The 24706-nt window shown below is 60.9% G+C and carries 25 protein-coding genes; 8 read left to right on the forward strand and 17 right to left on the reverse strand.

What is annotated here, in order from left to right:
- Positions 1-2: 2 nt before the first annotated feature.
- Positions 3-632, reverse strand: coding sequence for an alpha/beta hydrolase (locus AC3I65_RS21600; RefSeq protein WP_047228580.1), 630 nt, complete (start codon positions 630-632; stop codon positions 3-5).
- 148 nt (positions 633-780) lie between these two features.
- Between AC3I65_RS21600 and AC3I65_RS21605 the strand changes: the two genes are divergently transcribed.
- Positions 781-1218: a Z-ring associated ZapG family protein gene (locus tag AC3I65_RS21605; protein ID WP_047228581.1), complete on the forward strand. Its 438-nt coding sequence runs from the start codon at positions 781-783 to the stop codon at positions 1216-1218.
- A gap of 241 nt (positions 1219-1459) precedes the next feature.
- Here the strand turns inward: AC3I65_RS21605 and AC3I65_RS21610 are convergent, their stop codons facing one another.
- From AC3I65_RS21610 to ehuR, 8 genes are all read right to left on the reverse strand, one after another.
- Complete coding sequence (locus AC3I65_RS21610) at positions 1460-2845, reverse strand: aminotransferase (RefSeq protein WP_488524144.1); 1386 nt, start codon at positions 2843-2845, stop codon at positions 1460-1462.
- The gene (locus AC3I65_RS21615) at positions 2842-4329 is read right to left on the reverse strand and encodes an NAD-dependent succinate-semialdehyde dehydrogenase (protein WP_076383600.1); all 1488 of its coding nucleotides are present in this window, start codon (positions 4327-4329) and stop codon (positions 2842-2844) included. The genes AC3I65_RS21610 and AC3I65_RS21615 overlap by 4 nt, the downstream gene beginning before the upstream one ends.
- Positions 4330-4458: 129 nt before the next feature.
- Complete coding sequence (locus AC3I65_RS21620) at positions 4459-4938, reverse strand: Lrp/AsnC family transcriptional regulator (RefSeq protein ID WP_281459856.1); 480 nt, start codon at positions 4936-4938, stop codon at positions 4459-4461.
- 195 nt (positions 4939-5133) lie between these two features.
- A complete protein-coding gene (doeB, locus tag AC3I65_RS21625) occupies positions 5134-6135 on the reverse strand; it encodes a N(2)-acetyl-L-2,4-diaminobutanoate deacetylase DoeB (protein WP_322834590.1) in 1002 nt (333 codons plus the stop codon).
- A 3-nt stretch (positions 6136-6138) separates the two neighbouring features.
- Complete coding sequence (doeA, locus tag AC3I65_RS21630; protein WP_488524145.1) at positions 6139-7329, reverse strand: ectoine hydrolase DoeA; 1191 nt, start codon at positions 7327-7329, stop codon at positions 6139-6141.
- A 41-nt stretch (positions 7330-7370) separates the two neighbouring features.
- A complete protein-coding gene (locus AC3I65_RS21635; protein WP_076383598.1) occupies positions 7371-8363 on the reverse strand; it encodes a cyclodeaminase in 993 nt (330 codons plus the stop codon).
- A 24-nt stretch (positions 8364-8387) separates the two neighbouring features.
- On the reverse strand, positions 8388-9359 hold the full coding sequence (gene eutB, locus AC3I65_RS21640; RefSeq protein WP_488524146.1) for a hydroxyectoine utilization dehydratase EutB: 972 nt from the start codon (positions 9357-9359) through the stop codon (positions 8388-8390).
- A 213-nt stretch (positions 9360-9572) separates the two neighbouring features.
- The gene (gene ehuR / locus AC3I65_RS21645; protein WP_047228589.1) at positions 9573-10967 is read right to left on the reverse strand and encodes a MocR-like ectoine utilization transcription factor EhuR; all 1395 of its coding nucleotides are present in this window, start codon (positions 10965-10967) and stop codon (positions 9573-9575) included.
- Positions 10968-11257: 290 nt separating this feature from the next.
- Here ehuR and ehuB point away from each other — a divergent pair, with 290 nt between their 5' ends.
- The 4 genes from ehuB to ehuA all read left to right on the forward strand — a co-directional run bounded on the left by ehuB (position 11258) and on the right by ehuA (position 14363).
- Positions 11258-12115: an ectoine/hydroxyectoine ABC transporter substrate-binding protein EhuB gene (gene ehuB / locus AC3I65_RS21650; RefSeq protein ID WP_047228590.1), complete on the forward strand. Its 858-nt coding sequence runs from the start codon at positions 11258-11260 to the stop codon at positions 12113-12115.
- A 66-nt stretch (positions 12116-12181) separates the two neighbouring features.
- The gene (gene ehuC / locus AC3I65_RS21655) at positions 12182-12841 is read left to right on the forward strand and encodes an ectoine/hydroxyectoine ABC transporter permease subunit EhuC (RefSeq protein WP_047228591.1); all 660 of its coding nucleotides are present in this window, start codon (positions 12182-12184) and stop codon (positions 12839-12841) included.
- Positions 12838-13494, forward strand: a complete 657-nt coding sequence (gene ehuD, locus AC3I65_RS21660; protein WP_047228592.1) for an ectoine/hydroxyectoine ABC transporter permease subunit EhuD — start codon at positions 12838-12840, stop codon at positions 13492-13494. The genes ehuC and ehuD overlap by 4 nt, the downstream gene beginning before the upstream one ends.
- Positions 13494-14363 (forward strand): ectoine/hydroxyectoine ABC transporter ATP-binding protein EhuA, encoded by an 870-nt coding sequence (gene ehuA, locus AC3I65_RS21665; RefSeq protein ID WP_488524147.1) that lies wholly within the window; start codon positions 13494-13496, stop codon positions 14361-14363. Before ehuD ends, ehuA begins: the two co-directional genes overlap by 1 nt.
- 231 nt (positions 14364-14594) lie before the next feature.
- Here the strand turns inward: ehuA and AC3I65_RS21670 are convergent, their stop codons facing one another.
- Positions 14595-15329 carry a YiaD family glycine zipper/OmpA-like lipoprotein gene (locus AC3I65_RS21670; RefSeq protein ID WP_076383595.1) on the reverse strand — a complete coding sequence of 245 codons (735 nt, stop codon included), beginning with the start codon at positions 15327-15329 and terminating at the stop codon, positions 14595-14597.
- Between the two features lie 104 nt (positions 15330-15433).
- Positions 15434-16609 (reverse strand): aspartate aminotransferase family protein, encoded by a 1176-nt coding sequence (locus tag AC3I65_RS21675; RefSeq protein ID WP_076386553.1) that lies wholly within the window; start codon positions 16607-16609, stop codon positions 15434-15436.
- Between the two features lie 98 nt (positions 16610-16707).
- Between AC3I65_RS21675 and AC3I65_RS21680 the strand changes: the two genes are divergently transcribed.
- The 3 genes from AC3I65_RS21680 to AC3I65_RS21690 all read left to right on the forward strand — a co-directional run bounded on the left by AC3I65_RS21680 (position 16708) and on the right by AC3I65_RS21690 (position 19673).
- Complete coding sequence (locus AC3I65_RS21680; RefSeq protein WP_488524148.1) at positions 16708-17625, forward strand: LysR family transcriptional regulator; 918 nt, start codon at positions 16708-16710, stop codon at positions 17623-17625.
- Positions 17626-17816: 191 nt separating this feature from the next.
- Positions 17817-18830, forward strand: a complete 1014-nt coding sequence (locus AC3I65_RS21685; RefSeq protein WP_047228595.1) for a GGDEF domain-containing protein — start codon at positions 17817-17819, stop codon at positions 18828-18830.
- 138 nt (positions 18831-18968) lie between these two features.
- The gene (locus tag AC3I65_RS21690; RefSeq protein ID WP_047228596.1) at positions 18969-19673 is read left to right on the forward strand and encodes a hypothetical protein; all 705 of its coding nucleotides are present in this window, start codon (positions 18969-18971) and stop codon (positions 19671-19673) included.
- Positions 19674-20016: 343 nt separating this feature from the next.
- Here the strand turns inward: AC3I65_RS21690 and AC3I65_RS21695 are convergent, their stop codons facing one another.
- From AC3I65_RS21695 to cyoB, 6 genes are all read right to left on the reverse strand, one after another.
- Positions 20017-20331 carry a helix-turn-helix domain-containing protein gene (locus AC3I65_RS21695; RefSeq protein ID WP_274089992.1) on the reverse strand — a complete coding sequence of 105 codons (315 nt, stop codon included), beginning with the start codon at positions 20329-20331 and terminating at the stop codon, positions 20017-20019.
- Positions 20328-20672, reverse strand: coding sequence for a toxin (locus AC3I65_RS21700; protein WP_274089993.1), 345 nt, complete (start codon positions 20670-20672; stop codon positions 20328-20330). The genes AC3I65_RS21695 and AC3I65_RS21700 overlap by 4 nt, the downstream gene beginning before the upstream one ends.
- A 138-nt stretch (positions 20673-20810) precedes the next feature.
- Entirely contained in the window at positions 20811-21698 is an 888-nt protein-coding gene (gene cyoE / locus AC3I65_RS21705) for a heme o synthase (RefSeq protein WP_047228597.1), read from the reverse strand.
- A gap of 11 nt (positions 21699-21709) precedes the next feature.
- Positions 21710-22045 carry a cytochrome o ubiquinol oxidase subunit IV gene (gene cyoD, locus AC3I65_RS21710; RefSeq protein WP_025211927.1) on the reverse strand — a complete coding sequence of 112 codons (336 nt, stop codon included), beginning with the start codon at positions 22043-22045 and terminating at the stop codon, positions 21710-21712.
- Complete coding sequence (locus tag AC3I65_RS21715) at positions 22046-22672, reverse strand: cytochrome o ubiquinol oxidase subunit III (protein ID WP_047228598.1); 627 nt, start codon at positions 22670-22672, stop codon at positions 22046-22048. It abuts the gene before it with no gap.
- Between the two features lie 3 nt (positions 22673-22675).
- On the reverse strand, positions 22676-24706 hold the full coding sequence (gene cyoB / locus AC3I65_RS21720; RefSeq protein WP_047228599.1) for a cytochrome o ubiquinol oxidase subunit I: 2031 nt from the start codon (positions 24704-24706) through the stop codon (positions 22676-22678).

Below are 24706 nucleotides of genomic sequence, written 5' to 3' on the forward strand. Positions count from 1 at the left end.
TGTCAATTCGAGAGGCGCGGCAGGAGCAGATCCTTGAGATCGGTCAGCTTGCCATGGAAAAAGTGCCCGCATTCTGCCACTTTCAGCAGCTCATGGGGGCGCTGGAGCGCGTCCGACCATTGGTAAACCAACTGGGGATCGACCACTTCGTCGGTTTCCGGCTGGATCACGGTCAACTCGCCGCTCATCGGCAAGGGCGATTGCGCGTCCAGGCGCATCACCGCCGGGGCCACCATGAACAGGTGCTTGGGTGGCTGGCCCTGGGCTTCCAGACGTCCGCCAAGGCTTGCGGCAACGAAGCCGCCAAACGAGAAACCGAACAGGGTGAGCGGCAGTTGCGGGTATTTTTCCCGCAACCAATCGGCTGCAGCCTGGGCGTCGTCGACTTCGCCGGTGCCCATGTCATGGCTGCCGGCACTGGCACCGACCCCGCGATAATTGAAACGCAACGTAACCAGGCCAGCATCACGGGCAGTGCGTTGCAAGGTCGAGACGACTTTGTTGAGCATGGTCCCGCCCTGCACCGGGTTGGGGTGGCAGATCAGCGCCAGGCCACGGGGCGCTTCGCTGTCCAGGTACAAGGCTTCCAGTTGGCCCACGGGGCCATCAATGACTACAGGGGTTTCGCGCATAAGCAAGGGAAAGAACTCCGTGACCTCGAATAGGGTCGACTCGTCTAGCTAAAAGTCTGTGCCTGGCATGATTGCGATGTTCTTCGCGGTATACAGCGCAGGTCCGAGCCGTTAACGTAAAGCAAAGCCGTTTATAGAGGAAGGACTCGTGGAACACTCGCTCTTAGTTTGGCTGTTGCCGACTCTTGCCCTGGTTGCCGGTGTCGCCATTGGATTCCTGCTTGCCCGACTGCTGCCCAATGCGGTGCCTAACAGCACGCAACGTCAGCTGGACGACATTCAGGAACGTTTCGACAGTTATCAGAATGAAGTGGTCACTCACTTCAACAGCACCGCTTCTCTGGTGAAAAAACTCACTCAGAGCTACCAGGACGTCCAGGATCATTTGTCCGAGGGTGCCAATCGCCTGGCCCTCGACGAGCAGACTCGCCAACGCCTGCTGGCCGCCCTGCACGCTGATGCGGCGCAGACGCCACGGGAACGCCTGACCCCGCCAAAAGAGGTCCAGGAACCGCCCCGGGACTACGCCCCCAAGGCCCCCAATTCACCCGGCATGCTCGATGAGCATTACGGTTTGAAGAAGTAATCTCCAAGCGACACCCAAAAGCCCGCCCGATCGCATGATCGGGCGGGCTTTTTTTGACTCCGACGCCTTGTGGGAGCGAGCCTGCTCGCGATGTCGGCGGCACATCCAGCATCACCGTTTCAGACACACCGCTTTCGCGAGCAGGCTCGCTCCCACAGTTTTGATTGGGGTGTCCACAAAGTCTGTGCCCGCACCCATCTCCTGTGGGAGCTGGTGTCACAGGTTCTGCGCCACCCTGCCCTCACCCCAACACTTCACCCGCCACCTGATCGATAGCCCCTTTGGTGATGTCGACGATCAGGTCCGCCTCTTCGCGGGTCAGGATCAGCGGCGGGGCGAAGCCCAGGATGTCGCCGTGGGGCATGGCGCGGGCGATCATGCCGCGTTCCAGGCAAGCGGCCGAGACCCTGGGGCCGACTTTCAGCGCCGGATCAAAAGCGCTGCGCTGCTCGCGATCAGCCATGAACTCCACCGCCGCAAGCATGCCATCACCGCGCACTTCACCCACCAGCGGATGGCCTTCGAGGCTTTCACGCAGCCGGCGGTTCAGGTAGCCGCCGACATCCTCGGCGTTGGCGGTGAGGTTTTCCCGCTCGAGAATGTCGAGGTTGGCCAGTGCCGCCGCCGCGCAGATCGGATGCCCTGAATAGGTCCAGCCGTGCCCCATGGCGCCTTCGGTCTGGGAGGCTTTTTCAATCACACTCCAGACCTTTTCCCCGATGATCACCGCCGACAACGGTGCATACGCGCTGGTCAGGCCTTTGGCGGTGGTGATCAGGTCCGGCTTCATGTCGTAGCGCTGGCTGCCCATCTTCGAGCCCAGGCGACCGAAGGCGCAGACCACTTCATCGGCAATCAGCAACACGTCATACTTTTTCAGCACCGCCTGGATCGCGTCCCAATAACCGGCCGGCGGAACAATGATCCCGCCCGTGCCCATCAAAGGCTCACCAATGAACGCCGCCACGGTGTCCGGCCCTTCAGCCAGGATCATTTTTTCCAGCTCATCGGCGCAGTAGCGTACGAACGTGCCTTCGTCCATGCCCGCCGGGGCCTTGCGATACCAATGGGGGCACACGGTGTGCTTGACCCCTTCCACCGGCAGGTCGAAATGCTGGTGGAAGGTCGCCAGCCCAGTCAGGCTGCCGGTCATGATGCCCGAACCATGGTAGCCACGATCGCGAGAGATGATTTTCTTCTTCTGCGGCCGGCCCAGCACGTTGTTGTAGTAACGCACCAGTTTGACCTGGGTTTCGTTGGCATCGGAACCGGACAGGCCGTAGTAGACCTTTTTCATCCCTTCCGGTGCCCAGTCCATGATGCGACTGGACAGTTCGATGATCGCCTCGCTCGAGTGGCCGACGTAGGTGTGGTAGTAGGCCAGTTCCTTGGCCTGCTTGTAGATGGCATCGGCCACTTCGGTGCGGCCGTAGCCGATGTTCACGCAGTAGAGGCCGGCAAAGGCGTCGATGAAGTCACGGCCTTCATGGTCGCGAATGCGGATGCCCGCTGCGCTCTTGATGATCCGGCCCTTGAGCGCACCGCTGGCGTGGTCGTGGGCGTGGGTCGAGGGGTGCATGAAATGCGCACGGTCTTGTTCGAACAGCGTGTTGAATTCCTGGCTCATGCGGATTCTCCTGGGAACTGGCCTTGATGGTGCAGGCAAAAGTATTTGGTTTCGACGAAGGGCTCGAAGCCCTCGCTGCCACCCTCGCGACCAAGGCCCGAGGCTTTCATGCCACCGAAGGGGATCGGATGGCCGGTGAACTTGACGCCGTTGACCGCGACCATGGCGTGGTCGAGACGGCGAATCAGTGGATAAATGAGGTCCAGGCGGTTGGAGCAAATATAGGCTGCCAGACCGTATTCGGTGTCGTTGGCCATTTCGATGGCTTCATCCAGGGTGTCGAACGGCATCACCCCGGCGATGGGCGCGAAATTTTCTTCGCGGTAGATACGCATTTGCGGCGTGACATCGGCCAGCACCGTTGGCTGGTAGAACAACCCGCCCAAGGCATGGGCTTCGCCACCGACCAGGCGCTGGGCGCCAAGGGCCAGCGCATCGGCGACCCGGTCGGCAGTTACGTCGAATGCCGCCTGGTGCATCAACGGGCCAATATCCACATCCTGCTCCTGCTGATCGACCATGGCCGGGCCGACCCGCAACGCCCGAACCGCCGCGGCGAAACGGCTGAGGAACGCCTGATAAACCGGGCGCTGGACCATGATCCGGTTCGCCGCGCAGCAATCCTGGCCCGAGGTCTGGAACTTCGCCTCCACGGCGACTTTTACCGCCAGCGCCAGGTCAGCATCGGCGCAGACAATGAACGGCGCGTTGCCGCCCAACTCCAGGGCGACTTTCTTCACATCATGGGCGGCGGCTTGCAGCACCAGTTTGCCGACCCGAGTCGAGCCGGTGAAACTCACTGAGCGGACACGGCGATCCTTGACCAGGGTTTCCATGGTCATCTGCGGCTCACCCAACACCACGTTGAAGACCCCGGCGGGAAATCCCGCTTCCTCGGCCAGTTGCGCCAAGGCCAAAGCCGAGTACGGCGTTTCGTGGGCCGGTTTGATGACCACGGTGCAACCGGCAGCCAGGGCAGCGGCGGCCTTGCGGGTGATCATCGCCGACGGAAAATTCCACGGCGTGAGCAGCGCACAGACACCCACCGGCTCCTTGAGGGTGCCCAGGTGAGCGTTGGGAATATGGCTGGGAATGTTCTGCCCGTACAAACGCCGGGCCTCTTCAGCGAACCAGGGAATGAAGCTTGCGGCATAGGCGATTTCGCCGCGGGATTCGGCCAGGGATTTGCCCTGCTCCAGGCTGAGGATGCGCGCCAGGTCCTCACTGTGTTCGACGATCAACGCCGCCCAGCGTCGTAGAATCTCGCCCCGGGCATCCAGGCTCTGTTCACGCCACGCGGGGAATGCTTGCTGGGCCGCGTCCACCGCCGCGACAATCTGCGGCTGATCGAGCATCGGCACATGGCCGATCACCGTGCGGGTGGCGGGATTGTGCACGGCAATGCTCTGGCCGCTGTCGCTGTGGACCCACTGGCCGTCGATGTAGCAAAGCGCTTTGAACAGCAGCGGATGTTGATAAGTCATGACGTTCACTCCAGACCGTGTGCGTGAAACCATGCTAGGGCAGCGGCACTTGGATAATCGGGTGTTTGCCGTGGGCCATTGTTTGGTTTTTTCTGAAACAAGGGGCTGTAAAAGTGATTTCTGCGGTGCTCAGGTTGACGGTGCCAACTCCGCCGGCAAGGCGCCGCCGGTCTTGATGGTTTTGGTGACGATGTAGGTGAAATAGCGCTCGATGCCGAGGTCTTCGAGCAGCAGTTGATCGACAAAGCGCTGGTAGTGATCGATATCCGGAGACTGGATCATCGCCAGGTAATCCACCCCGCCACCGGTGGCGTAACAGAACGCGACTTGCGGGGCGGTGGCCATGCGCTGCTCGAAGCGGCGCATGTCCTGTGCGGTGTGTCGGGCCAGGGTGATTTCCACCAGCACCTGTTGACGCTTGAACACCGCGCCCCAGTCGATCTGCGCCCGATAGCCGGTGATCAACCCTGCCACTTCCAGCTTGCGCACCCGCTCCCAGGCCGGCGTCACCGAAAGGTTGATCGCCTCGGCCAGACTCGACTTGGTGATCCGTCCATCCTCGGCGAGGATCTGCAGGATCTTGAGGTCATAGCGGTCGAGCTTGTGCATGGGCCGGGCTCCCGGTGATTAAAAACTCAAGGCATACATCAATTGTGGCGAGGGGATTTATCCCCGCTGGGCTGCGAAGCAGCCCCCAAGTTACTGACTCAATCTGTCTGCCATACCGAAGTGTCAGGTTGTAGGGTCGCTGCGCAACCCAGCGGGGATAAATCCCCTCGCCACAAGTTCAGTGCCCAACCCGACTCACGCCAACACATCCGCAATCACTGCCAAGGTATCGCCACACTGCACCAGCCCCGGAAAGTGTCGGGCCGCCAGCAGCCCGCTGCGGGCGGCGCGGTATTCAACGGGGGCAACGCCGCTGCGGGTGGCGTCGTAGATACGCGCCACCACCTCACCCTGAGTCACGTGTTCCCCCAGGTCGCGGCACATTTCCAGTAAGCCGTCGTGTTCGCTGGCGATGAAGCAACTGGCATCGGGCATGTCGAGCATCATCGATGGCTGTAGCTCGATTTCGCCGCGCAGGATGCCGGCGTGGATCAGCAGATTGCGTACGCCGCGCTCGGCAATCGCCACGCTGCGGGCCGTCGATGAGCCGCCACCGCCCAGTTCGGTGGTGACAAACACCTTGCCCTGGGATTCGGCGGCAGTGTCGTACATCGCCCCGGCGTCCAGTTCCAGCATGCGCATGCAATACGGCGCATTGAACGCCAGCATCCCCGCCTCGCAACGGACCTGTTGCTGCTTGTCCGGCAACACGTGGCAGGCGGCGAACGGCAGGAAGTCCAGGGTCCGGCCACCGGAGTGGATGTCCAGGACGATGTCGGCCAAAGGCAGCAATGTACGGTTGAAGTAATCGGCGATTTTCTCGGTGACGGTACCGTCCGGCTTGCCGGGAAAACTGCGGTTGAGATTGCCCTTGTCGATGGGCGAAGTCCGGCGTGCGGCATGGAACGCCGGGGTGTTCATGAACGGCACGATAATCACCCTTCCGCTCACCTCTTGCGCGGTCAACCGTTGTGCCAGCTTGCTCAGGGCTACCGGGCCTTCGTACTCATCGCCGTGGTTGCCACCACTGAGCAACGCCGTCGGGCCGCTGCCGCGCTGGATCACGGTGATAGGAATCATCACCGCGCCCCAGGCCGAATCGTCTCGCGAGTACGGCAGTTTGAGGAAACCGTGCTGTACGCCCTCGCGGGTGAAATCGACCGTGGCGCTGATGGGATTGGCAGGCAAGTCAGTCATGGCTCAATCCTTCACGAACAATTGACGAGGCACGTTGCACAGCGTCTCGACGCCGGTTTCGGTGATCAGGATGCTTTCAGTGATTTCCAGGCCCCAATCGTCCATCCACAATCCGGGCATGAAGTGGAACGTCATGCCCGGCTGCAACACGCTGGTGTCGCCGGGGCGCAGGCTCATGGTGCGCTCGCCCCAATCCGGTGGGTAACTGATACCGATCGGGTAGCCGCAACGGCTGTCCTTGTGGATGCCGAACTTCTCCAGCACTTTGAAAAACGCCACGGCGATGTCGGCCGTGGTGTTGCCCGGCTTGGCCGCGTCCAGGCCGGCGGCGATGCCCTCGACCACGGCTTTTTCGCCGTCGAGAAAATGCTGCGGCGGCTTGCCCAGGTAGATGGTGCGTGACAGCGGGCAGTGGTAACGCTTGTAGCAACCGGCAATCTCGAAAAAAGTCCCGGCGCCCTTCTCGAACGGCGAGTCGTCCCAGGTCAGGTGCGGCGCGCTGGCGTCGGCACCAGTGGGCAGCAAAGGCACGATGGCCGGGTAATCGCCGCCATGACCATCGGCCCCAAGGATGCCGCTGCTGTAGATCTCGGCCACCAGTTCGTTCTTGCGCATACCCGGCTCGATCCGCTCCAGAATCCGACCGTGCATGTTCTCGACGATGCGCGCGGCGATGCGCATGTAGGCGATTTCCTGGGGGGACTTGACCGCCCGCTGCCAGTTCACCAGGCCCACCGCGTCCACCAGTTTGGCCTGCGGCAAATGTTTTTGCAGCGACAGGTATGCGGCGGCGCTGAAGTAGTAGTTGTCCATCTCCACGCCGATGGTCAGCGCGCCCCAGCCACGAGCGCTGATCACTTCCCGGGACAGGTAGTCCATGGGATGGCGTTCGCGCGACTGCACGTAGATGTCCGGGTAGCCGACGATATTCTCGGCCTGCATGAACACCGTGCGTTTGGCACCGTTGGCATCCTGGCCGCGACCGAACCACACGGGCTCGCCGTCCAGCGCCAGCAGCACGCACTGGTGTACGTAGAACGACCAACCGTCGTAGCCGGTGAGCCAGGCCATGTTCGACGGATCGGTGACTAGCAACAGCTCCAGGCCCTGGACCTGCATGGCCACACGGACCTTCGCCAGGCGCTGGGCGTATTCCTCCCGCTGGAACGGAAGATTGACGACTATCTCTGACATCCACCTGCCCTCTGATCAATGACGCACGAATAAAAGATCGGTCAACGACCGAATGGGAAACCCTTGCCTGCCGCCCGCGCCCGCTCGAAAGCCAGGTTGGCGATGGCGGTGTCCTGGGCGCCGGTGCCGGTGAGGTCGCACAAGGTGACTTGCGCCTCATCGGTCCGCCCGGCCCGCTGCCCCGCCAGTACCTGGCCCAGCTCCAGCAACGCCGACTCATCGCCGACGACACCGGCCGCCAGGGCGTGATGCAATTCGCCGAGTACGCGGGTCTGGCTCAGGCGATCAGCGACGTAGCAGTCGACTGCCGCCAGGGCTTGCGGACAAATCTCGTTCTTGTGCTCCGCGTCCGAGCCCATCGCCGTGATATGCAGGCCGGGATGCAGATGCCGGGACTCGATCAGCGGCTCACGACTGGGTGTGCAGGTAATGGCGATGTCCACACCTTCCAGCGCGGCGTCGAGCGTTGCGCACGGTGTCACCGAAAGCCCCGTCTCACGTGCCAGTTCGGCACTGAAGGCCTGGGCCTTTTGTGCATCGCGAGCCCAGACCCGCACCTCCTCGATGGGCCGCACCAGACGCAGCGCCTGAAGCTGCAACGCGGCCTGCTCGCCAGCGCCGATCAACGCGACACTGCGGCTCTGCGGGCGGGACAGGCAGCGCGCCGCCACCGCCCCGGCCGCGGCCGTGCGCACGGCAGTGAGGTAGCCGTTGTCGAGTAACAGCGCCTCGAGCAAACCGGTGCGCGCCGACAACAGCATCATCATGCCGTTGAGGCTGGGCAGGCCGAGTTTCGGATTATCGAAAAAGCCTGGGCTGACTTTGATCGCAAACCGCTCCAGACCCGGCAGGTAAGCGGTCTTCACATCCACCTCACCGTTATGTTCGGGGATGTCCAGCCGCAGGATCGGCGGCATCGCCACGGCTGCCGTTGCCAGCAGCACAAAGGCCTGCTCGATGGCGTCGATGCTGGGCAAGTCGAGGGCCACGCAACTGCGCAGATCCGCTTCGCTCAATAGGGTGACTTCACTCATGGCTGGCTCCGTTGCGGCTGAAGGTTATTGAGGGGCCCCGGCGATCACGCGGGCATGTTGTTCGGTGTCGACGTTGCGCCCGCTGATCACCAGCACAATGGGGCCACGCGGTTCGATCAGGCCGTCGAGCAAAGCGGCAATACCCACCACGGCAGCGCCCTCAAGCACCAGGCGTTCCTCGTGATAGGCGTGGCGCAAGGCATTGGCGATGGAAGCTTCTGAAAGCAGGTGCAGGTCATCGCTCAGTTGCCGGGTCATGTCGAAGGTGTAGCGGTTGTCCAGGCCGATGCCGCCGCCGAGGGAGTCCGCCAGAGTGGGCAACTCCTCGACTTCCACCGGATGCCCGGCGGCGAGGCTGGCGCCCATGGCGGCACCTCGGGCCATGCTGATGCCATGCACCTGAATCGCCGGATTCGCACTTTTGAGCGCCAGCGCCACGCCGGCGAACAGGCCGCCACCGGACAACGGCACCAGCACCTGGGCCACGTCCGGCTGTTGTTCGAGGATCTCCAGGCCGAGGGTGCCCTGGCCGGCGATGATCGCCGAATGGTCGAAGGGCGGCAGAAAGGTCGCACCCTGCTCTCTGGCGATGCGTTCGGCTTCGCGCTGGGCATCGTCCTGGGACTGACCGACGATGCACACCTGGGCGCCGAGGTCGCGGATCGCCTGGACCTTGTTAGCCGGCACCAGGTTCGACAGGCAGACAATCGCCTTGACGCCTTGTTGCGAAGCGGCATGGGCCAGCGCCCGACCATGATTGCCGGTCGAAGCGGTGACCACGCCGAGGGCCTTTTGCTCGGGGCTGAGCTGGGCCACGGCATTGCTCGCACCACGCAATTTGAAGCTGCCGGTGATTTGCAGGGATTCAAGCTTGAGGTACACCGCCACCCCTATCAGCCGTGACAGGCTGGGGGAATGCTCCATGGGCGTACGCCGCACCAGCGATTCGATGCGCTGGCGAGCGAGGTAGACATCCTGTAGCTGCAACACTGCCATGACCGCGTCCCGAGCTGATGTGTTGGGCGCAGTCTAAGAGGGCTGGATTGTGGTGATGAATGTACTAGGGCAATTTAATCAATGATTGTCCGGCCCCAAATCCTCGACCACTACAAATCCCCTGTGGGAGCGAGCCTGCTCGCGATGGAGACAGTACAGCCACAGTTTCTGTTGGCTGTTACGCCGCTATCGCGAGCAGGCTCGCTCCCACAGTTAAAAATCATGCACCTGCGGATACTGGTCAAACATCTCGCGCATGCCGATCAGCGCATGGCGCATTTCCTCATCGCTGCATTCGGCGCCTACGCATACTCGCACCGCACGAGGTTTGGGGGTGCCGCGCACGGTGAACGGGTCGGGAGAGGTTACGGCGATGTGTTTGTGCCGCAGCGCCCGCACCAGGCTGTCCACCTCCCACCGGGGTGGGATGCCTATCCAGGCATTCAAGGCGTGAGGATGCTGGCCCAGCAGATGCTCGCCCATGTACTCGGTCACCATCGCCTGGCGCCCGGCCAACAGCCGTCGTTGCAGCTGCACCAGCGACTCGGCGCGGCCATCGCGAATCCAGCGGGCGGCGATCTCCGAGACCATGGGCGTGGCCATCCAGCTGTTGACCCGCAGGATGCTCTCGGTGCGTAGCGCCAGGCGCTTGGGCACCACCAGATAACCGATGCGCAGCCCCGTGAGCACCGACTTGGTCATGCTGGTGCAATAGAACGACAGCTCCGGCAGGTAGTGGCTGATGGGCGGCGCACGGCGCTCGTCCAGCAGCGGACCGTATACGTCATCTTCGATGATGTGCACACCAAAGCGCCGGGCAATCTCGGCGATTTCCCGCCGGCGGGTGTCGGGCATCAGGCTGGTGGTGGGGTTGTTCAGGTTCGGCGTGCACACCAGCGCGGTGATGCGCTCGTTGCTGCACATGTCCTCGAAGTGTTCAGGGTCGATGCCATAGCGATCCATCTCCAGGCCCTTGAGGGTGAAACCCAGCACCTGGGAATTGCCGATCACCCCGTGGTCGGTCACCCCTTCGCAGAGCACCACATCATCGGGGCCGGCCAGGGAAGCAAGAGCAAGGAAGATCCCATGGGCTGCGCCGTTGGTGATCAATATGTCGTTGCGATCAACCTTCAACCTCTGGCGGCCGATCCATTGGGCGGCCGCTTCGCGATGGGATTCAAAACCTGCGATCGGACGAAAAGCATGAATCCACGGCTGATCTTCTTCGGTGCTCAATTGAAGGCAGGTGTCGCGCCAGAACTGGTCGTGCTCGCGGGTGTGCATGATTCGCGTGATGGAAAAGTCCACCAGCGCGCGCTCGGGGCTGTCGAGAATGTAGGTCGCGACCCGATCACTCATGCGTCGCGAAACGAAGCTGCCGCGCCCCACTTCACAGCGCACCAGCCCCTGGCGCTCCAGCTCCTTGTAGGCATTCGTGACGGTCTGCACGCTGATGCCCATGGCGTCGGCCACTTGCCGTTGCGGCGGCAGACGTTGGTCATTGGCCAGGGCGCCCTGCTCGATATCGTCAGCAATGGCCTGTACCAGAATCTTGTATTTGGACTCACCGCTACGGGCCGCGTCCAAGGCTGATTTCCACTTTTCCATGACGCTGCAACCCGCGTGTGTTCTGGTGCGCACAGCATCCCGCGGCAACGGCGACAAAGCAATTGTCCTAGTGCAATACAATCGGTGCCGGGGCTTTTGTATGCTCGGTCCAAGGTTGTCATCCAGGCGGGTTCACCACCCCGACAAAAAAGCCGGATCGACCTGTACCGGCGCCGCTCCCGATTCCAGGCCAAGGCCGGATCAGCCGCTGTACGCTTTGCTCTTGTAACACTGCCTCCTACCACAGAGCCGTCAAACGACGGATCCACAAGAAACAGGAGATTTTACCGATGAGCAATTTCCTTCCCGCCACATGCGCGCCCCTGCGTCGGCTCTTAATGACTTGTGCCGTACTTGGCCTGGCTGGCAGCGTTCACGCTGCCACCCTCGATACCGTCAAAAGCAACAGCAGCATCCGGATCGGCTACGCCAACGAAACGCCGTTCGCCTTTACCGAAACCGACGGCACCGTTACCGGTGAATCACCGGAAATCGCCAAGATCATCTTCGCCAAGATGGGCATCAAGCAGGTCAACGGCGTGCTCACCGAATGGGGCTCGCTGATTCCCGGCCTGCGCGCCGGCCGATTCGATGTGATTGCCGCCGGGATGTACATCACGCCGGCGCGCTGCAAGCAGGTATTGTTCACCGATCCGCAATACCAGTTGCCCGATGCCCTGCTCGTGGCCAAGGGCAATCCCAAGCAACTGCACAGCTATGAAGACATCGCCAAACAACCGGACGTGAAGCTGGCAATCATGGCCGGTACGGTGAACCTGGCGTACGCCCGGGATTCCGGGGTCAAGGATGAGCAGATCCTTCAGGTCCCCGACACCACCGCGCAGTTGCAAGCGGTGCGCGCCGGTCGCGCGGACGCTGCCGTCGGCACGCAACTGACCATGAAGGGCCTGGCCAGCAAGGGCGGTGACAAGGTTGAGGCGATGACCGAGTTCAAGGACGACCCGTCGCACATCGGCTACGGCGCCCTCGCCTTCCGCCCCGAAGACAAAGACCTGCGCGATGCGGTCAATGCCGAGCTGAAGAAATGGCTAGGCTCTGAAGAACACCTCAAGGCCGTTGCGCCGTTCGGTTTCGACAAGTCCAACGTGACCAGCAAAACCGCGGCCGAGCTCTGCGCTCAGCCATAGCCGAAACGGGCATGACGCGCAGTGCGTGATGCCTGTTCCCTGCTTCATCGGATATCGGGTTGAACCATGGGCGAATTACTTCCGTTATTGATTCAAGGGGCCTGGGTCACGCTTCAGGTGACCTTTCTCGGCTCGCTGCTGGCGATCGTCGCCGCGGTCCTGGCGGCCTTGGGGCGACTGTCACCGTGGCGAGCGCTGCGCTGGTTTTCCATCACCTACATCGAAGTGTTTCGTGGCACGTCGCTGCTGGTGCAGTTGTTCTGGTTGTTCTTCGTGCTACCACTGCCGCCGTTCAACGTTGAGTTGAGCCCCTATGCTGTGGCGATTGTCGGCCTGGGCCTGCACATCGGCGCTTATGGTGCCGAAGTCATGCGCGGCGCCATCAGTTCGGTGGCCAAGGGGCAATACGAAGCGTGCACGGCGCTGAATTTCAGCGGCTTCAAGCGCTTCAAACGGATCATCCTGCCCCAGGCCCTGCTGGCGGCGATCCCACCGGGCACCAACCTGCTGATCGAATTGCTGAAGAACACGTCGCTGGTGTCGTTGATCACGTTGTCCGACCTGAGTTTCCGCGCGCGACAGCTGGATCAGGCAACCTTCCAGACCCTGGAGATCTTCAGCCTGGCGCTGGTGATGTATTTCATCCTCGCCCAGGCCATTAACCTGGGCATGCGCCATGTCGAACGACGACTGAGCCGGGGCCGGATGCGTGGAGGTCTGTCATGACCCTGTTCGACTGGTCCTACGCCGCACAGATCCTGCCGGACTTGCTGCGCGCCTCGCTCAATACGGTGGGCATCACCCTGATCGGTTTTCTGATCGCGATTGTCCTGGGGCTGTTCCTGGCAATTGGTCGGCGCAGCCGAAAAGTCTGGCTGTCATGGCCGGCCACCGCCGTGATCGAGTTCATCCGCAGTACGCCACTGCTGATCCAGGTGTATTTCCTCTATTACGTGCTGCCTAACTACGGCTTGAGCCTGACGGCCATGCAAGTGGGGATCCTGGGTATCGGCCTGCACTACGCCTGCTACATCGCCGAGGTCTATCGCAGCGGCCTCGACGCGGTGCCGCGGGCGCAGTGGGAAGCGGTGACGGCGTTGAACATCGCTCCGTACAACGCTTACCGCAACATCATCCTGCCCCAGGCGCTGCGGCCGATCATACCGCCGCTGGGCAATTACCTGGTGGCGATGCTCAAGGACACGCCGGTGCTGTCGGCGATCACCGTGGTGGAAATCATGCAGCAGGCCAAGAACATCGGCTCCGAGCATTTCCGTTACCTGGAGCCGATCACCATGGTCGGCCTGTTCTTCCTCGCCCTGAGCCTCGCCTTGGCCTATCTGGTACGGCGCCTTGAAACGCGCATGGAGCTACGCTAATGACTTTACCCCTGTCCTCGCCCACCGATTTGTCCCGGCGCAGCACGCTGGCGTCGCAGCAGGAGGCCCCGGCCATGCAAGATCAGACACCGTCCCGGCCGATCGTGAGTTTCCAGGACGTGACCAAAAGCTATGGCAGCTTTACGGTGCTCGACCATCTGAACCTGGATGTCGCGCCCGGTGAAAAAGTCGCGATCATCGGCCCCAGCGGCTCGGGCAAGTCCACATTGTTGCGGGTGTTGATGACCCTGGAAGGCATCGACCAGGGCCAGATCCGCATCGAAGATGACTCCCTGACTCACATGCCCAACCGCAACGGCGTGCTGGTGCCGGCCAACGACCGGCACATCCGCCGTGTGCGCGGCAAGATCGGCATGGTGTTCCAGAGCTTCAATCTGTTTCCCCACATGACCGCGCTGCAAAACGTGATCGAGGCGCCGGTGCAGGTGCTGGGCATGAATCTGAAGGAAGCCCGGGAGCGCGCCGCCGATTTACTGGAGCTGGTGGGGCTGGGCAGCAAGCTCGACCATTACCCTTCGCAGTTGTCCGGCGGCCAGCAACAACGGGTGGCGATTGCCCGGGCGCTGGCGATGCGACCCAAGGTGATGCTGTTTGACGAAGTGACCTCGGCACTCGATCCGGAACTGTGTGGCGAAGTGCTGAATGTGATCCGCAAACTGGGAGCCGAGCACAACCTGACCATGCTGATGGTGACCCACCAGATGGGCTTCGCCCGGGAATTCGCCGACCGGGTGTGCTTCTTCTACAAAGGGCAGATCCACGAACAGGGCACTCCGGCGCAGATCTTCGAAAACCCGCAGCAGGAGCGCACGTGCGCGTTCTTGAGTGCGGTGAAAGAGGCTAACTGAACCTATCTACTAAAGTGAACACTGTTGTGGCGAGGGAGCTTGCTCCCGCTGGACTGCGCAGCAGGCCCAAAACCAGCCACCACGATGTGTCTGGGGATTGAGTCGATAGATTTTGGGGGCTGCTTCGCAGCCCAGCGGGAGCAAGCTCCCTCGCCACAAAGGTCCAAACGCTAGCCGCAAAAAAGGGGGCCCCTGTTTTCAGGGGCCCCCCTTTCATTTACCGCCCAGCGGTTATGGGTACTGCTGGTAAGTCTGCCCCTGCTGCGGCGCTGTCTGGTATTGCTGGCCCGGAATGGCCTTGAGGTTGACTTCGACACGGCGGTTTTGCGCGCGGCCATTGACGTCGGCGTTGCTGGCCACCGGATTGTCCGGGCCGGCACCGCGGGCCGTCAGGTTGGCGCCACTGACACCTTGGGACGTCAGGTAGGTCGCCACGCTCTGTGCACGACGTTGCGACAGATCCATGTTGTGCTGGCGGCTGCCGGTGCTGTCGGTATAACCCACGATTTCGATCTGGTTCTGGTTGAACTCCTTGAGGGAGTTGGCCAGGTTGTTCAGCGGCTGGTAGAAACTGGATGCGATGTTCGCCGAGTCGGTGGCGAAGGTGATGTTGCCCGGCATGATCAGTTTGATCTGGTCGCCCTGGCGCTGCACTTCAACGCCGGTATTGGCCATGCTGGCACGCAGTTTCTTTTCCTGCTGGTCGGCGTAGTAACCGTAGCCGGCCGCGGAAGCCCCCACGACCGCAGCGCCGATCAATGCACCCTTGCCACGGTTATCGTGACCGATGGCCGCACCGGCCAACGCACCGGCCAGGGCACCGAGGCCGCCGTACTTGGCAGTCTTGCTCATGCCGGAGGACTCTGTGGAGGCCTGCCCCTGGTTGTCATAAGGATTAGGCGACGCGCAGCCGGACAGCAGGGCCACAGCGGTTGCGACAACAATCAAGCGACGCGAGGTGAACATGAAGGTGCTCCTGGTATTTTAATTCTGAAGTGCCAGTATCGACTCTGGCTGGCGTTGGAACACGGCAATTGGCAAAAATTCCGTCCAGCCGTGTCGCACTTGCCTTAATCCTGCGCCAGGCACCGGCTCACCCCCCTGACGATCATCTCCACTTCCCGCCCATCAATGGTCAACGGGGGCAGCAGGCGGATGGTCTTGCCGCGAGTGACATTGATCAGCAGAGCGTGGTCACGTGCGGCACAAAGGCTCAGGTCGCGGACCGGTTGCTTGAGTTCGACGCCGATCATCAAGCCCTGGCCGCGAATCGCCAGCACGTTCGGGTTGTCCGCCAGTTCGGCCGTCAGCCGGTTGAGCAACTGTTCACCCTGATGCCTGGCGTTGTCCAGCAAACCTTGCTCCTGGATGATGTCCAGCACCGTGCAGCCCACCCGGCAGGCCAGCGGATTACCGCCGAAGGTGCTGCCGTGGCTGCCAGGGGTAAACAGTTCGGCCGCTTTGCCCCGGGCCACGCAGGCGCCGATGGGCACGCCATTGCCCAACCCCTTGGCCAGGGTCATGACGTCCGGCACGATGCCTTCGTGCTGGAAGGCAAACCATTGGCCGGTGCGGCCGATACCGGTCTGGATCTCGTCGAGCATCAGCAACCAGGCGCGCCGGGTGCACAGTTGACGCAAGGCCTTGAGATAGCCGGGCGGCGCCAGTTGCACACCGCTTTCGCCCTGGATCGGTTCCACCAGTACCGCAACGATGCGCTCGCCATGAACCTGCTGAATATTTTCCAGCGCCGCCAGATCACCGAATGGCACCTTGATGAAATCCCCCGGCAACCGATTGAAGCCCAAGCGCACCGCCGGGCCATCACTGGCGGACAAGGTGCCCAATGTGCGTCCGTGAAACGCATTCTCCATGACCACCACCAGTGGCTGCTCGATACCTTTGTGCCAGCCATAAAGGCGCGCCAGTTTCAGTGCGGTTTCGTTGGCCTCGGCACCAGAGTTGTTAAAAAACACCCGATCCATGGCTGAGAGCTGAGTGAGTTTTTTCGCCAACCGTTGCTGCCAGTCGATGCCGTACAGGTTGGAGGTGTGCAGCAGCAGGCCAGCCTGCTCGCTGATAGCCTCCACCAGTCGAGGGTGGGAATGGCCGACGTTGGTCACAGCCACGCCCGCCACCGCATCCAGGTACTCGCGACCGTCCTGATCCCACAGGCGCGTACCCAACCCATGGGTAAAATTCAGCGCCAGGGGTTGGTAGGTGGTCATCAGGCAGGCGGCGGTCATGGCTTCAAGCTCCATCAGGTGGTTTTTTCCAGTATGGTTAGCCACCCTTGCTGGATAAACGCTACATTCCTTCAATCATTTTAAAGCCAGGCTTGATAATGGATCTTTTTCAGGCAATGACGGTTTACGTCAAAGTGGTGGAAACCGGGAGCCTGACAGCGGCGGCCCAGGCGTGCGAAATGTCCACCACCATGGTGGGTAATCACCTTCGCGCACTGGAAGAACGTCTTGGCGTGCGCCTGATCAACCGTACGACGCGGCGCCAGCGCCTGACGGAATTCGGCTCTTCCTATTACCAGCGCTGCCTGGAAGTACTCGGGCTGGTGGCCGACTCCGAACGACTGGCCGAGCAGACGCAAGGCGAGCCCACCGGCACCTTGCGCATCACCGCGCCACTGACCTTTGGCACCGAGCGCCTTGCCCCGGCGCTGGCCGAATTCAGCCGGCTCCATCCCCAGCTTAAACTCGACGTGGTGCTGACCAACCAACGCCTGGACCTGCTGGATCATGGTTTCGACGTCGCCATCCGTCTCGGCCCCACCGACCCTAAGCTGATCGCCCGACCGTTGATGGACTACACCCTGACCATCTGCGCATCCAGGGCCTACCTGGCGCGCCGCGGCACACCGCAAAAACCCGCTGACCTGGAGCAGCACGACTGCCTGTCCTTCGCCTATTCCGCCGGCGACGAGTGGCGCTTCGCCCAGGATCACTGGCCCATCAACGGGCCGGAAGGTGAAATCAAAATACCGGTGACTGGGCCGATGCTGATCAACAGCTCCTCAGGACTGCATCGCGCGGCCCTGGCCGGCATGGGCGTGGTGATGCTGCCCGATGCACTGGTGGCGCAAGACCTGGAAGAAGGCCATCTGGTCGCGCTGCTGCAGGACTATCAACTTCCCCACCGGCCAATGAACCTGATGTATGCCCAGGATCGCTATCGGTTGCCCAAACTGCGCAGCTTTGTCGAATTTGCGATGCAGCAATGGGGCAAACCCCAACCCCAACCCGAATGACAAAGTAGGAGCTGACGCGTGCAACGAGGCTGCGATCTTCCCCCCAGCGCTTGAGTCCCACACAGACCGTCCACCCCCGGCCCTCGTCAGCGCCCCAACAGAGCGAACCCCGCTAGTGCCCCCCCGCCCCATCAGCTACTCTTCTTCCTTGGACGAGCATTTTGATATCAAGGCTGATTGAGGAAACGACGATGGGCGACGCCTCGAACATCGATATGCTGCGCCTCGACCTGTCCGGTCTGGACGAAGGTGTGCTGCACACCATCCTTGAGCTGGTCAGCGATGGCATCTGGGACTGGAACGCCAACACCGGTTTCGTCTACCGCAACCCTGGCTGGTACACGATGCTGGGGTATCCGCCTCACTCACTCGATAACACCGTGCTGACATGGGAAAGCGTGATCCATCCCGATGATTACCCGCAGGTGATGGCTTTGTTCGACGACCACCTGCAACAACGCTCCCATCACTACCAGGCCGAATACCGCTGTCGCACGCGCGACGGCTCCTGGATGTGGATCGAGGACCGTGGCTATGTGATCGCCCGTAACCCCGACGGCACGGTGGCGCGGATGATCGGCGCCCATCGCAGCATTGACGACAAGAAGCGTCTGTTCGAACAACTGGAACGGCGCAACAAATCGCTGGAAGCCGTTATCCAGGAGCGCACCCTGGAACTGTCCCGGGTCAACCATCAGTTGCAGATCCAGCTCGACGAAAACCGCAGGCTTGCCGAAACCGACGCCCTGACGCGGGTTGCCAACCGCTATCGTCTCGAACAGGCCCTGCCGCTGGCCTGCGAGCGTGCCCAGCGTTTTCGCGAGCCGTTGTCACTGATCGCCATGGACGTCGATGACTTCAAGGACATCAATGATCGTTACGGTCATGCTTTCGGCGACGCAGCGCTGGTACAAGTGGTGCAAGCCGTTAAACGCTGCGAACGCGACGGCGACTTGCTCGCACGTTGGGGGGGTGATGAATTCATCATGATTTTGCCCAATACCTCCCTGGCCGACGCCTGCCTGATGGCTGAAACCATTCGCCGTAGCCTGTCCGATCTGCTGCCGGTGGGCGATTTCCAGGTCACCATGAGTTTTGGCGTGGTACAGCGGCGTGGGGATGAGCAGCACACGATGCTGCTGGACCGGGCGGACCAGGCGCTGTATCGCTCCAAGGTGGCCGGCAAGAATGTGATCTGCCAATGATGCGTACCTGAACAACAAATGCCGACCTGCCACCGGTTCAACCGTGACAACGCCGCCCGGGTCCAATAGATTAGGCGACCGGAAAAAAGCTCAACGCCTTTCTCGCCTCATCCAGCTAACAGAAGTAGTGAAATTTCAATGTCCGATTCCAATACCGCTGAATCCGTAGTCACCCTGTCGTCCAAAGCGGAATACGAAAACTCCATCAATCTTTCACAGCATCTGCCTCAGGCCAAAAGCATCAGTGAGATGGTTCTCGATGCGTTCCAGTCGAACCGCGAAAGCGATCAGATTCGCGAGCTGCGCAACGCCATCCGCCAGGCCCATGACGCGTTCGACGATGACAAGGCCTACGAACTGATGGGCCAGCTCAAGCAGCTCAAGGACGCCGAAGCCGCCGATTTCGCGGCACTGGAAGACCTGAGCAGCCGCTTCCCCATCAGCCGTATCCTGTCCAGCTACAAGGACGACCCGACCTTCCAGGAACTGGTTTATGGCCTGGCCCTGAAAGTGCTGAACCAGACCCACCAGGCCATCAGCAATCCGAGCGGCAGCAAAGGCAAGGCTTCGCGGCCCAAGAAAGAGGCCGAAGTGTTTGTGATCAGCAAGGACGGCATCAGCGTCACCCTGCCCTTGCGCACCCCACGCTCCAAGCCGAACGTCGACCGCGAGGCCTTCGAATTCCTGGGCTTCAGTTTCGTCGGCGAAGGCGACCAGGCCGAGCTGGAAAATGACATCTTCCTGGACAACGACGGCACCGAACAACCGGTCACCCGCAAAAGCATCGTCACCGCCCTGCAACAGCACAAAGCGTTCGACGGCTACAGCATCGCCCAGCAATAAGCCTTCTTGTTCGGCGGTTGTCAGCCCGCCGCCAGAACCTGTGGGAGCGGGCTTGCTCGCGATAGCGGTGGTTCAGCTTGCATCGATGTTGAATGGGCCGGCGTCATCGCGAGCAGGCTCGCTCCCACAATGGATCAGCGGCGTTCGCAGATTATGTGCTCGCCGTAGCACCTGTGGGAGCGGGCTTGCTCGCGAATGCGCCCTGTCAGTCAACATCACCTCAGCTGACCCACCGCTTTCGCGAGCAAGCCCGCTCCCACTGGACATCATCAGCCCAGGCAACACCCATGAAAAAGCCCCGCGCTTCTCTCGAAGGCGGGGCTTTTTCATGGGCGTCCGTTGTTCAAACAGCGCCAAGCCGTTCAACCATGTCTGGAAACTTCTCGACCAGTTTGATCAACAAAGCCGCCTGGGCGTTAGGCTTGGATTTTTCCTGCTCCCAATTTCTAAGGGTACCTGGACTGGTCCTGATGCTCTTGGCGAAAACGGCTTGGGACATGTGGAGCTTGTCGCGCAAAGCCACGATTTCCTGGGCCGACACCTCGGGAACCGGTTTGTCTTCGATCGATATGTGGCGAAGGGTAATCTTGCCCTCGCGGTGAGCGGCCATCTCCTCCACGCCTTGCATCATCTCGGCAAACAGATCGCGCTTTTTCATAAGGTACCTCGTACTTTCAACTCAGCTTCTATGGCGCGCTTGAGCGTCTTCTCTTGCTCGGAGGTCAGGTTTACCAACTCGTCCTTGTCATAAATCGCGAACATCCAAAACTGACGATCATTCATGAGCCAATAATAAATAACTCGCAACCCACCGCGCTTCCCTTTGCCACGACGGCCATCAAACCAGCGCAGCTTACGAAAGCCGCCGGTACGTGGCATGACGTCACCGACCTCTGGATGCTCCAGCATATAGGACTGAAGCAGGCGATACTCATCATCAGTCAGGTAATGGCCAACCGTGGCGGTGAATGTAGTCGTTTCAAAAAATAGGGTACGCATGGTGGAAACTATAGGCAAATTGCGCATAGTTCAACAAACCATAATCTATTGCGACGAATGACAGTCGATCCAGGCCCATTTAGAAAAAAAGCCCCGCGCTTCTCTCGAAGGCGGGGCTTTTTGTGTGGCGTCTGAAGCTTAAGGCGCGTAAGTCAGCAACAACTCACTCGGCACTTTGAAGTCCAGGGACATCATGACGCTCAGGGCGGTGATGGTGAAGATCGAGAACACGAACAGCTTGCGTGCCCAGACCGTGTCATCCACCGCCTTGTAGCCGGTCCAGGCCATGTACAACCAGTACATGCCCATGGCGGCGGCGACGGCGAGGTAGCTCATGCCGGCGTAGCCGCTGAAGGTCAGCATCAAGGTCGCCACGAGGAAGGCCAGGATGTAGAGCAGGATGTGCTTCTTGGCCACCTGGATGCCGCGTTTGACCGGCAGCACCGGAATCGAGGCGGCCAGGTAATCGTTGAAGCGGAAGATCGCAATGGCATAGGAATGCGGCATCTGCCACAGGCTGAACATCACCAGTAGCGTCAGCGCCGCCATGTCGAAGCTGTTGCTCACCGCGACGTAACCGATCACTGGCGGCATCGCCCCCGACAGACTGCCCACCAGCGTGCCGTGGACCGACTTGCGCTTGAGGTACAGGCTGTAGAAACCGACATAGATGACAAACCCGATCACCGCGAACAGCGCCGCCAACGGGTTGGCCACCCAGTACAGCAGCGCCACACCGGCGACACCCAGCACCGTGGCGAACGCCAGGGCCAGTTGCACCGGGATCAGGCCCTGGACCAGGGCGCGGTTCTTGGTGCGCTCCATCTTGATGTCGATGTCGCGGTCGATGCAGTTGTTGAATACACAACCGGACGCCACCACCAGGGAAGTGCCGATCATCGCCGCCAGAAAGATGGCCAGATCGACATGCCCTTTCGAGGCCAGGAAAAACCCGCCTGCCACAGAAAGCACGTTACCGAAAATGATCCCCGGCTTGGTGATTTGGATAAAGTGCTTTAAGGACATCCGGACTTTCCTCAGTGCGCCATCATGTTGGTGTGGATGCTGAACATGATCCACAACGACAGGCCGACCAGCAGGACAATGACGATCGCGGCAAAGACAAACGCGACCACGTTGTTACGCTGGGCAGCGGAGCGGTCCAGGTGCAGGAAGTACACCAGGTGCACCAGTACCTGGACCACGGCGAAGATCAGGATGATCCACAGGGTCAGGCTTTTCGGCAGCGTCGGGTACATCACCAGGCCGAACGGAATAACCGTCAGGATCACCGACAGAATGAAACCGATGGCGTAGGACTTGACGCTGCCGTGGCCGGCGTCGTGGCCATCGTGGGAATGTGCGTTAGCCATTTACAGGGTCCCCATCAGATAAACAACGGTGAATACGCAGATCCACACCACGTCCAGGAAGTGCCAGAACAGGCTCAGGCAGCTCAGGCGCGTCTTGTTGGTGGCGGTCAGGCCGTTTTTGTGGACCTGGTACATCATGATCGCCATCCAGATCAGGCCGCTGGTCACGTGCAGACCGTGGGTGCCGACCAGGGTGAAGAACCCGGACAGGAAGCCGCTGCGGCTAGGGCCGTAGCCTTCGGCGATCAGGATGTGGAACTCGTTGATCTCCATGGCGATAAAGCCGGCGCCCAGCAGGAAGGTCATCGCCAGCCAGCCCAGTACCTGGGTTTTCTTGCCCTTGAACAACGCCAGCATGGCGAAGCCGTAGGTGATCGAGCTGAACAACAACAGTGCGGTTTCGCCCAGCACATACGGCAGCTCGAAGATGTCGTGGCCCGACGGGCCACCGGCGACGTTGTTAACCAGCACCGCGTACACCGCGAAGATCGACGCAAACAGAATGCAGTCGGTCATCAGGTAGAGCCAGAAACCGAATACGGTCATCTCGCCCGAGTCGTGGTGATGGTCATCGTGCCCATGGTCATGACCATGGGCGTGTCCAACATTGGTCACTAAGTTCGACATGGTTTAAGCCTGTTCCAACGAGGTTTCAACACGGGTGGCGGTGGCTGGGACTTTCCCTGCCGCGACCAGACGTTTGTGCTGCTCGGCTTCGATGCGCTCGATGACATCCACCGGCACCATGTAGCCCTGATCGTCACGGGCGGCATGAATGGTGAAATACACCACGGTGCCGACCAGACTGGCGATGGCCAGCCACCAGATGTGCCAGATCATCGCGAAACCGAACACGGTCAACAGCGCACCCATGACCACACCGGTCGCGGTGTTGTTGGGCATGTGGATCGGCGCGTACTTGGCCGGAGTCTGGTACGCGGTACCGTTTTCCTTGGCTTCGGTGAACGGGTCGATGACGTCGGCTTTTGGCAGCACGGCAAAGTTGTAGAACGGTGGAGGCGACGAGGTCGACCATTCCAGGGTATGGGCATTCCACGGGTCACCGTGCTCGCACATGTTCTCTGGCTTCTTGCGGTCACGCACGCTGACGTACAACTGGATCAGCTGGCAGGCGATACCCACGGCGATCATCACCGCGCCGAACATGGCGACGTACAGGTACGGCACCCACTCAGGGTTGGTGGTGGCGTTCAGACGACGGGTCATGCCCATGAAGCCCAGTGCATAGAGCGGCATGAACGCGACGAAGAAGCCCGAGATCCAGAACCAGAATGCAGCCTTGCCCCAGCCCTCGTGCAGCTTGAAGCCGAACGCTTTCGGGAAGTAGAAGGCGAAGCCGGCGATGTAGCCGAATACAGCGCCGCCGATGATCACGTTATGGAAATGCGCGATCACGAACAGGCTGTTGTGCAGCACGAAGTCCGCACCCGGGATGGCCAGCAGTACGCCGGTCATCCCGCCGATGGCGAAGGTCACCATGAAGCCCAGGGTCCACAGCACGTGGCTGGTGAAACGCAGACGGCCCTGGTAGATGGTGAACAGCCAGTTGAACAGCTTCACACCCGTCGGGATCGAAATCAGCATCGTCGCCAGACCGAAGAAGGCGTTGACGCTGGCACCCGAACCCATGGTGAAGAAGTGGTGCAGCCAGACCATGAAACCCAGCACCGAGATCGCGCCGCTGGCGTAGATCATCGAGTGGTGGCCGAACAGCTTCTTGCCGGAGAACGTCGAGATGACTTCGGAGAAAATCCCGAACGCCGGCAGAATCAGGATGTACACCTCGGGGTGACCCCAGGCCCAGAACAGGTTGACGTACATCATCGGATTTCCACCCAGTTCATTGGTGAAAATGTGGAAATCCATGTAGCGGTCAAGCGTCAGCAAAGCGAGGGTAGCGGTCAGGATCGGGAACGAAGCGACGATCAGGACGTTGGCCCAGGTGCAGGTCCAGGTGAAGATCGGCATGTCCATCAGCTTCATGCCCGGGGTACGCATCTTCAGCACGGTGGCCAGGAAGTTGACCCCCGTTAGCGTTGTCCCAAGTCCCGATAGCTGTAGCGCCCAGATGTAGTAATCCATCCCCACGCCCGGACTGTATTGCAGTCCCGACAACGGTGGATAGGCAACCCAACCGGTCTTGGCAAACTCGCCAACGCCCAGGGACAGGTTGATCAGTACCACACCGGAAACCAGCAGCCAGAAGCTCAAGGAGTTCAGGAACGGATAGGCCACGTCACGCGCGCCGATCTGCAGCGGCACTGCAAGGTTCATCAGGCCGGTGAAGAATGGCATCGCCATGAAGATGATCATGATCACGCCGTGGGCGGTGAAGATCTGGTCATAGTGTTCAGGCGGAAGGTAGCCAGGCGAACCCTCGGTGGCCATGGCCAACTGGGTACGCATCATGATGGCGTCGGCAAAACCGCGCAGCAGCATGATCATGGCGACGATGATGTACATCACGCCGATTTTCTTGTGGTCGACCGACGTCAGCCACTCGGTCCACAGGTAGGTCCACTTCTTGAAGTAGGTAATCCCCGCGAACAACGCCAGACCACCGAGCGCGATGATGGCGAGGGTCACCATGACAATCGGCTCGTGGAACGGGATCGCTTCCCAACTTAATTTACCAAACAT

Source organism: Pseudomonas sp. N-1-13, from assembly GCF_057787095.1.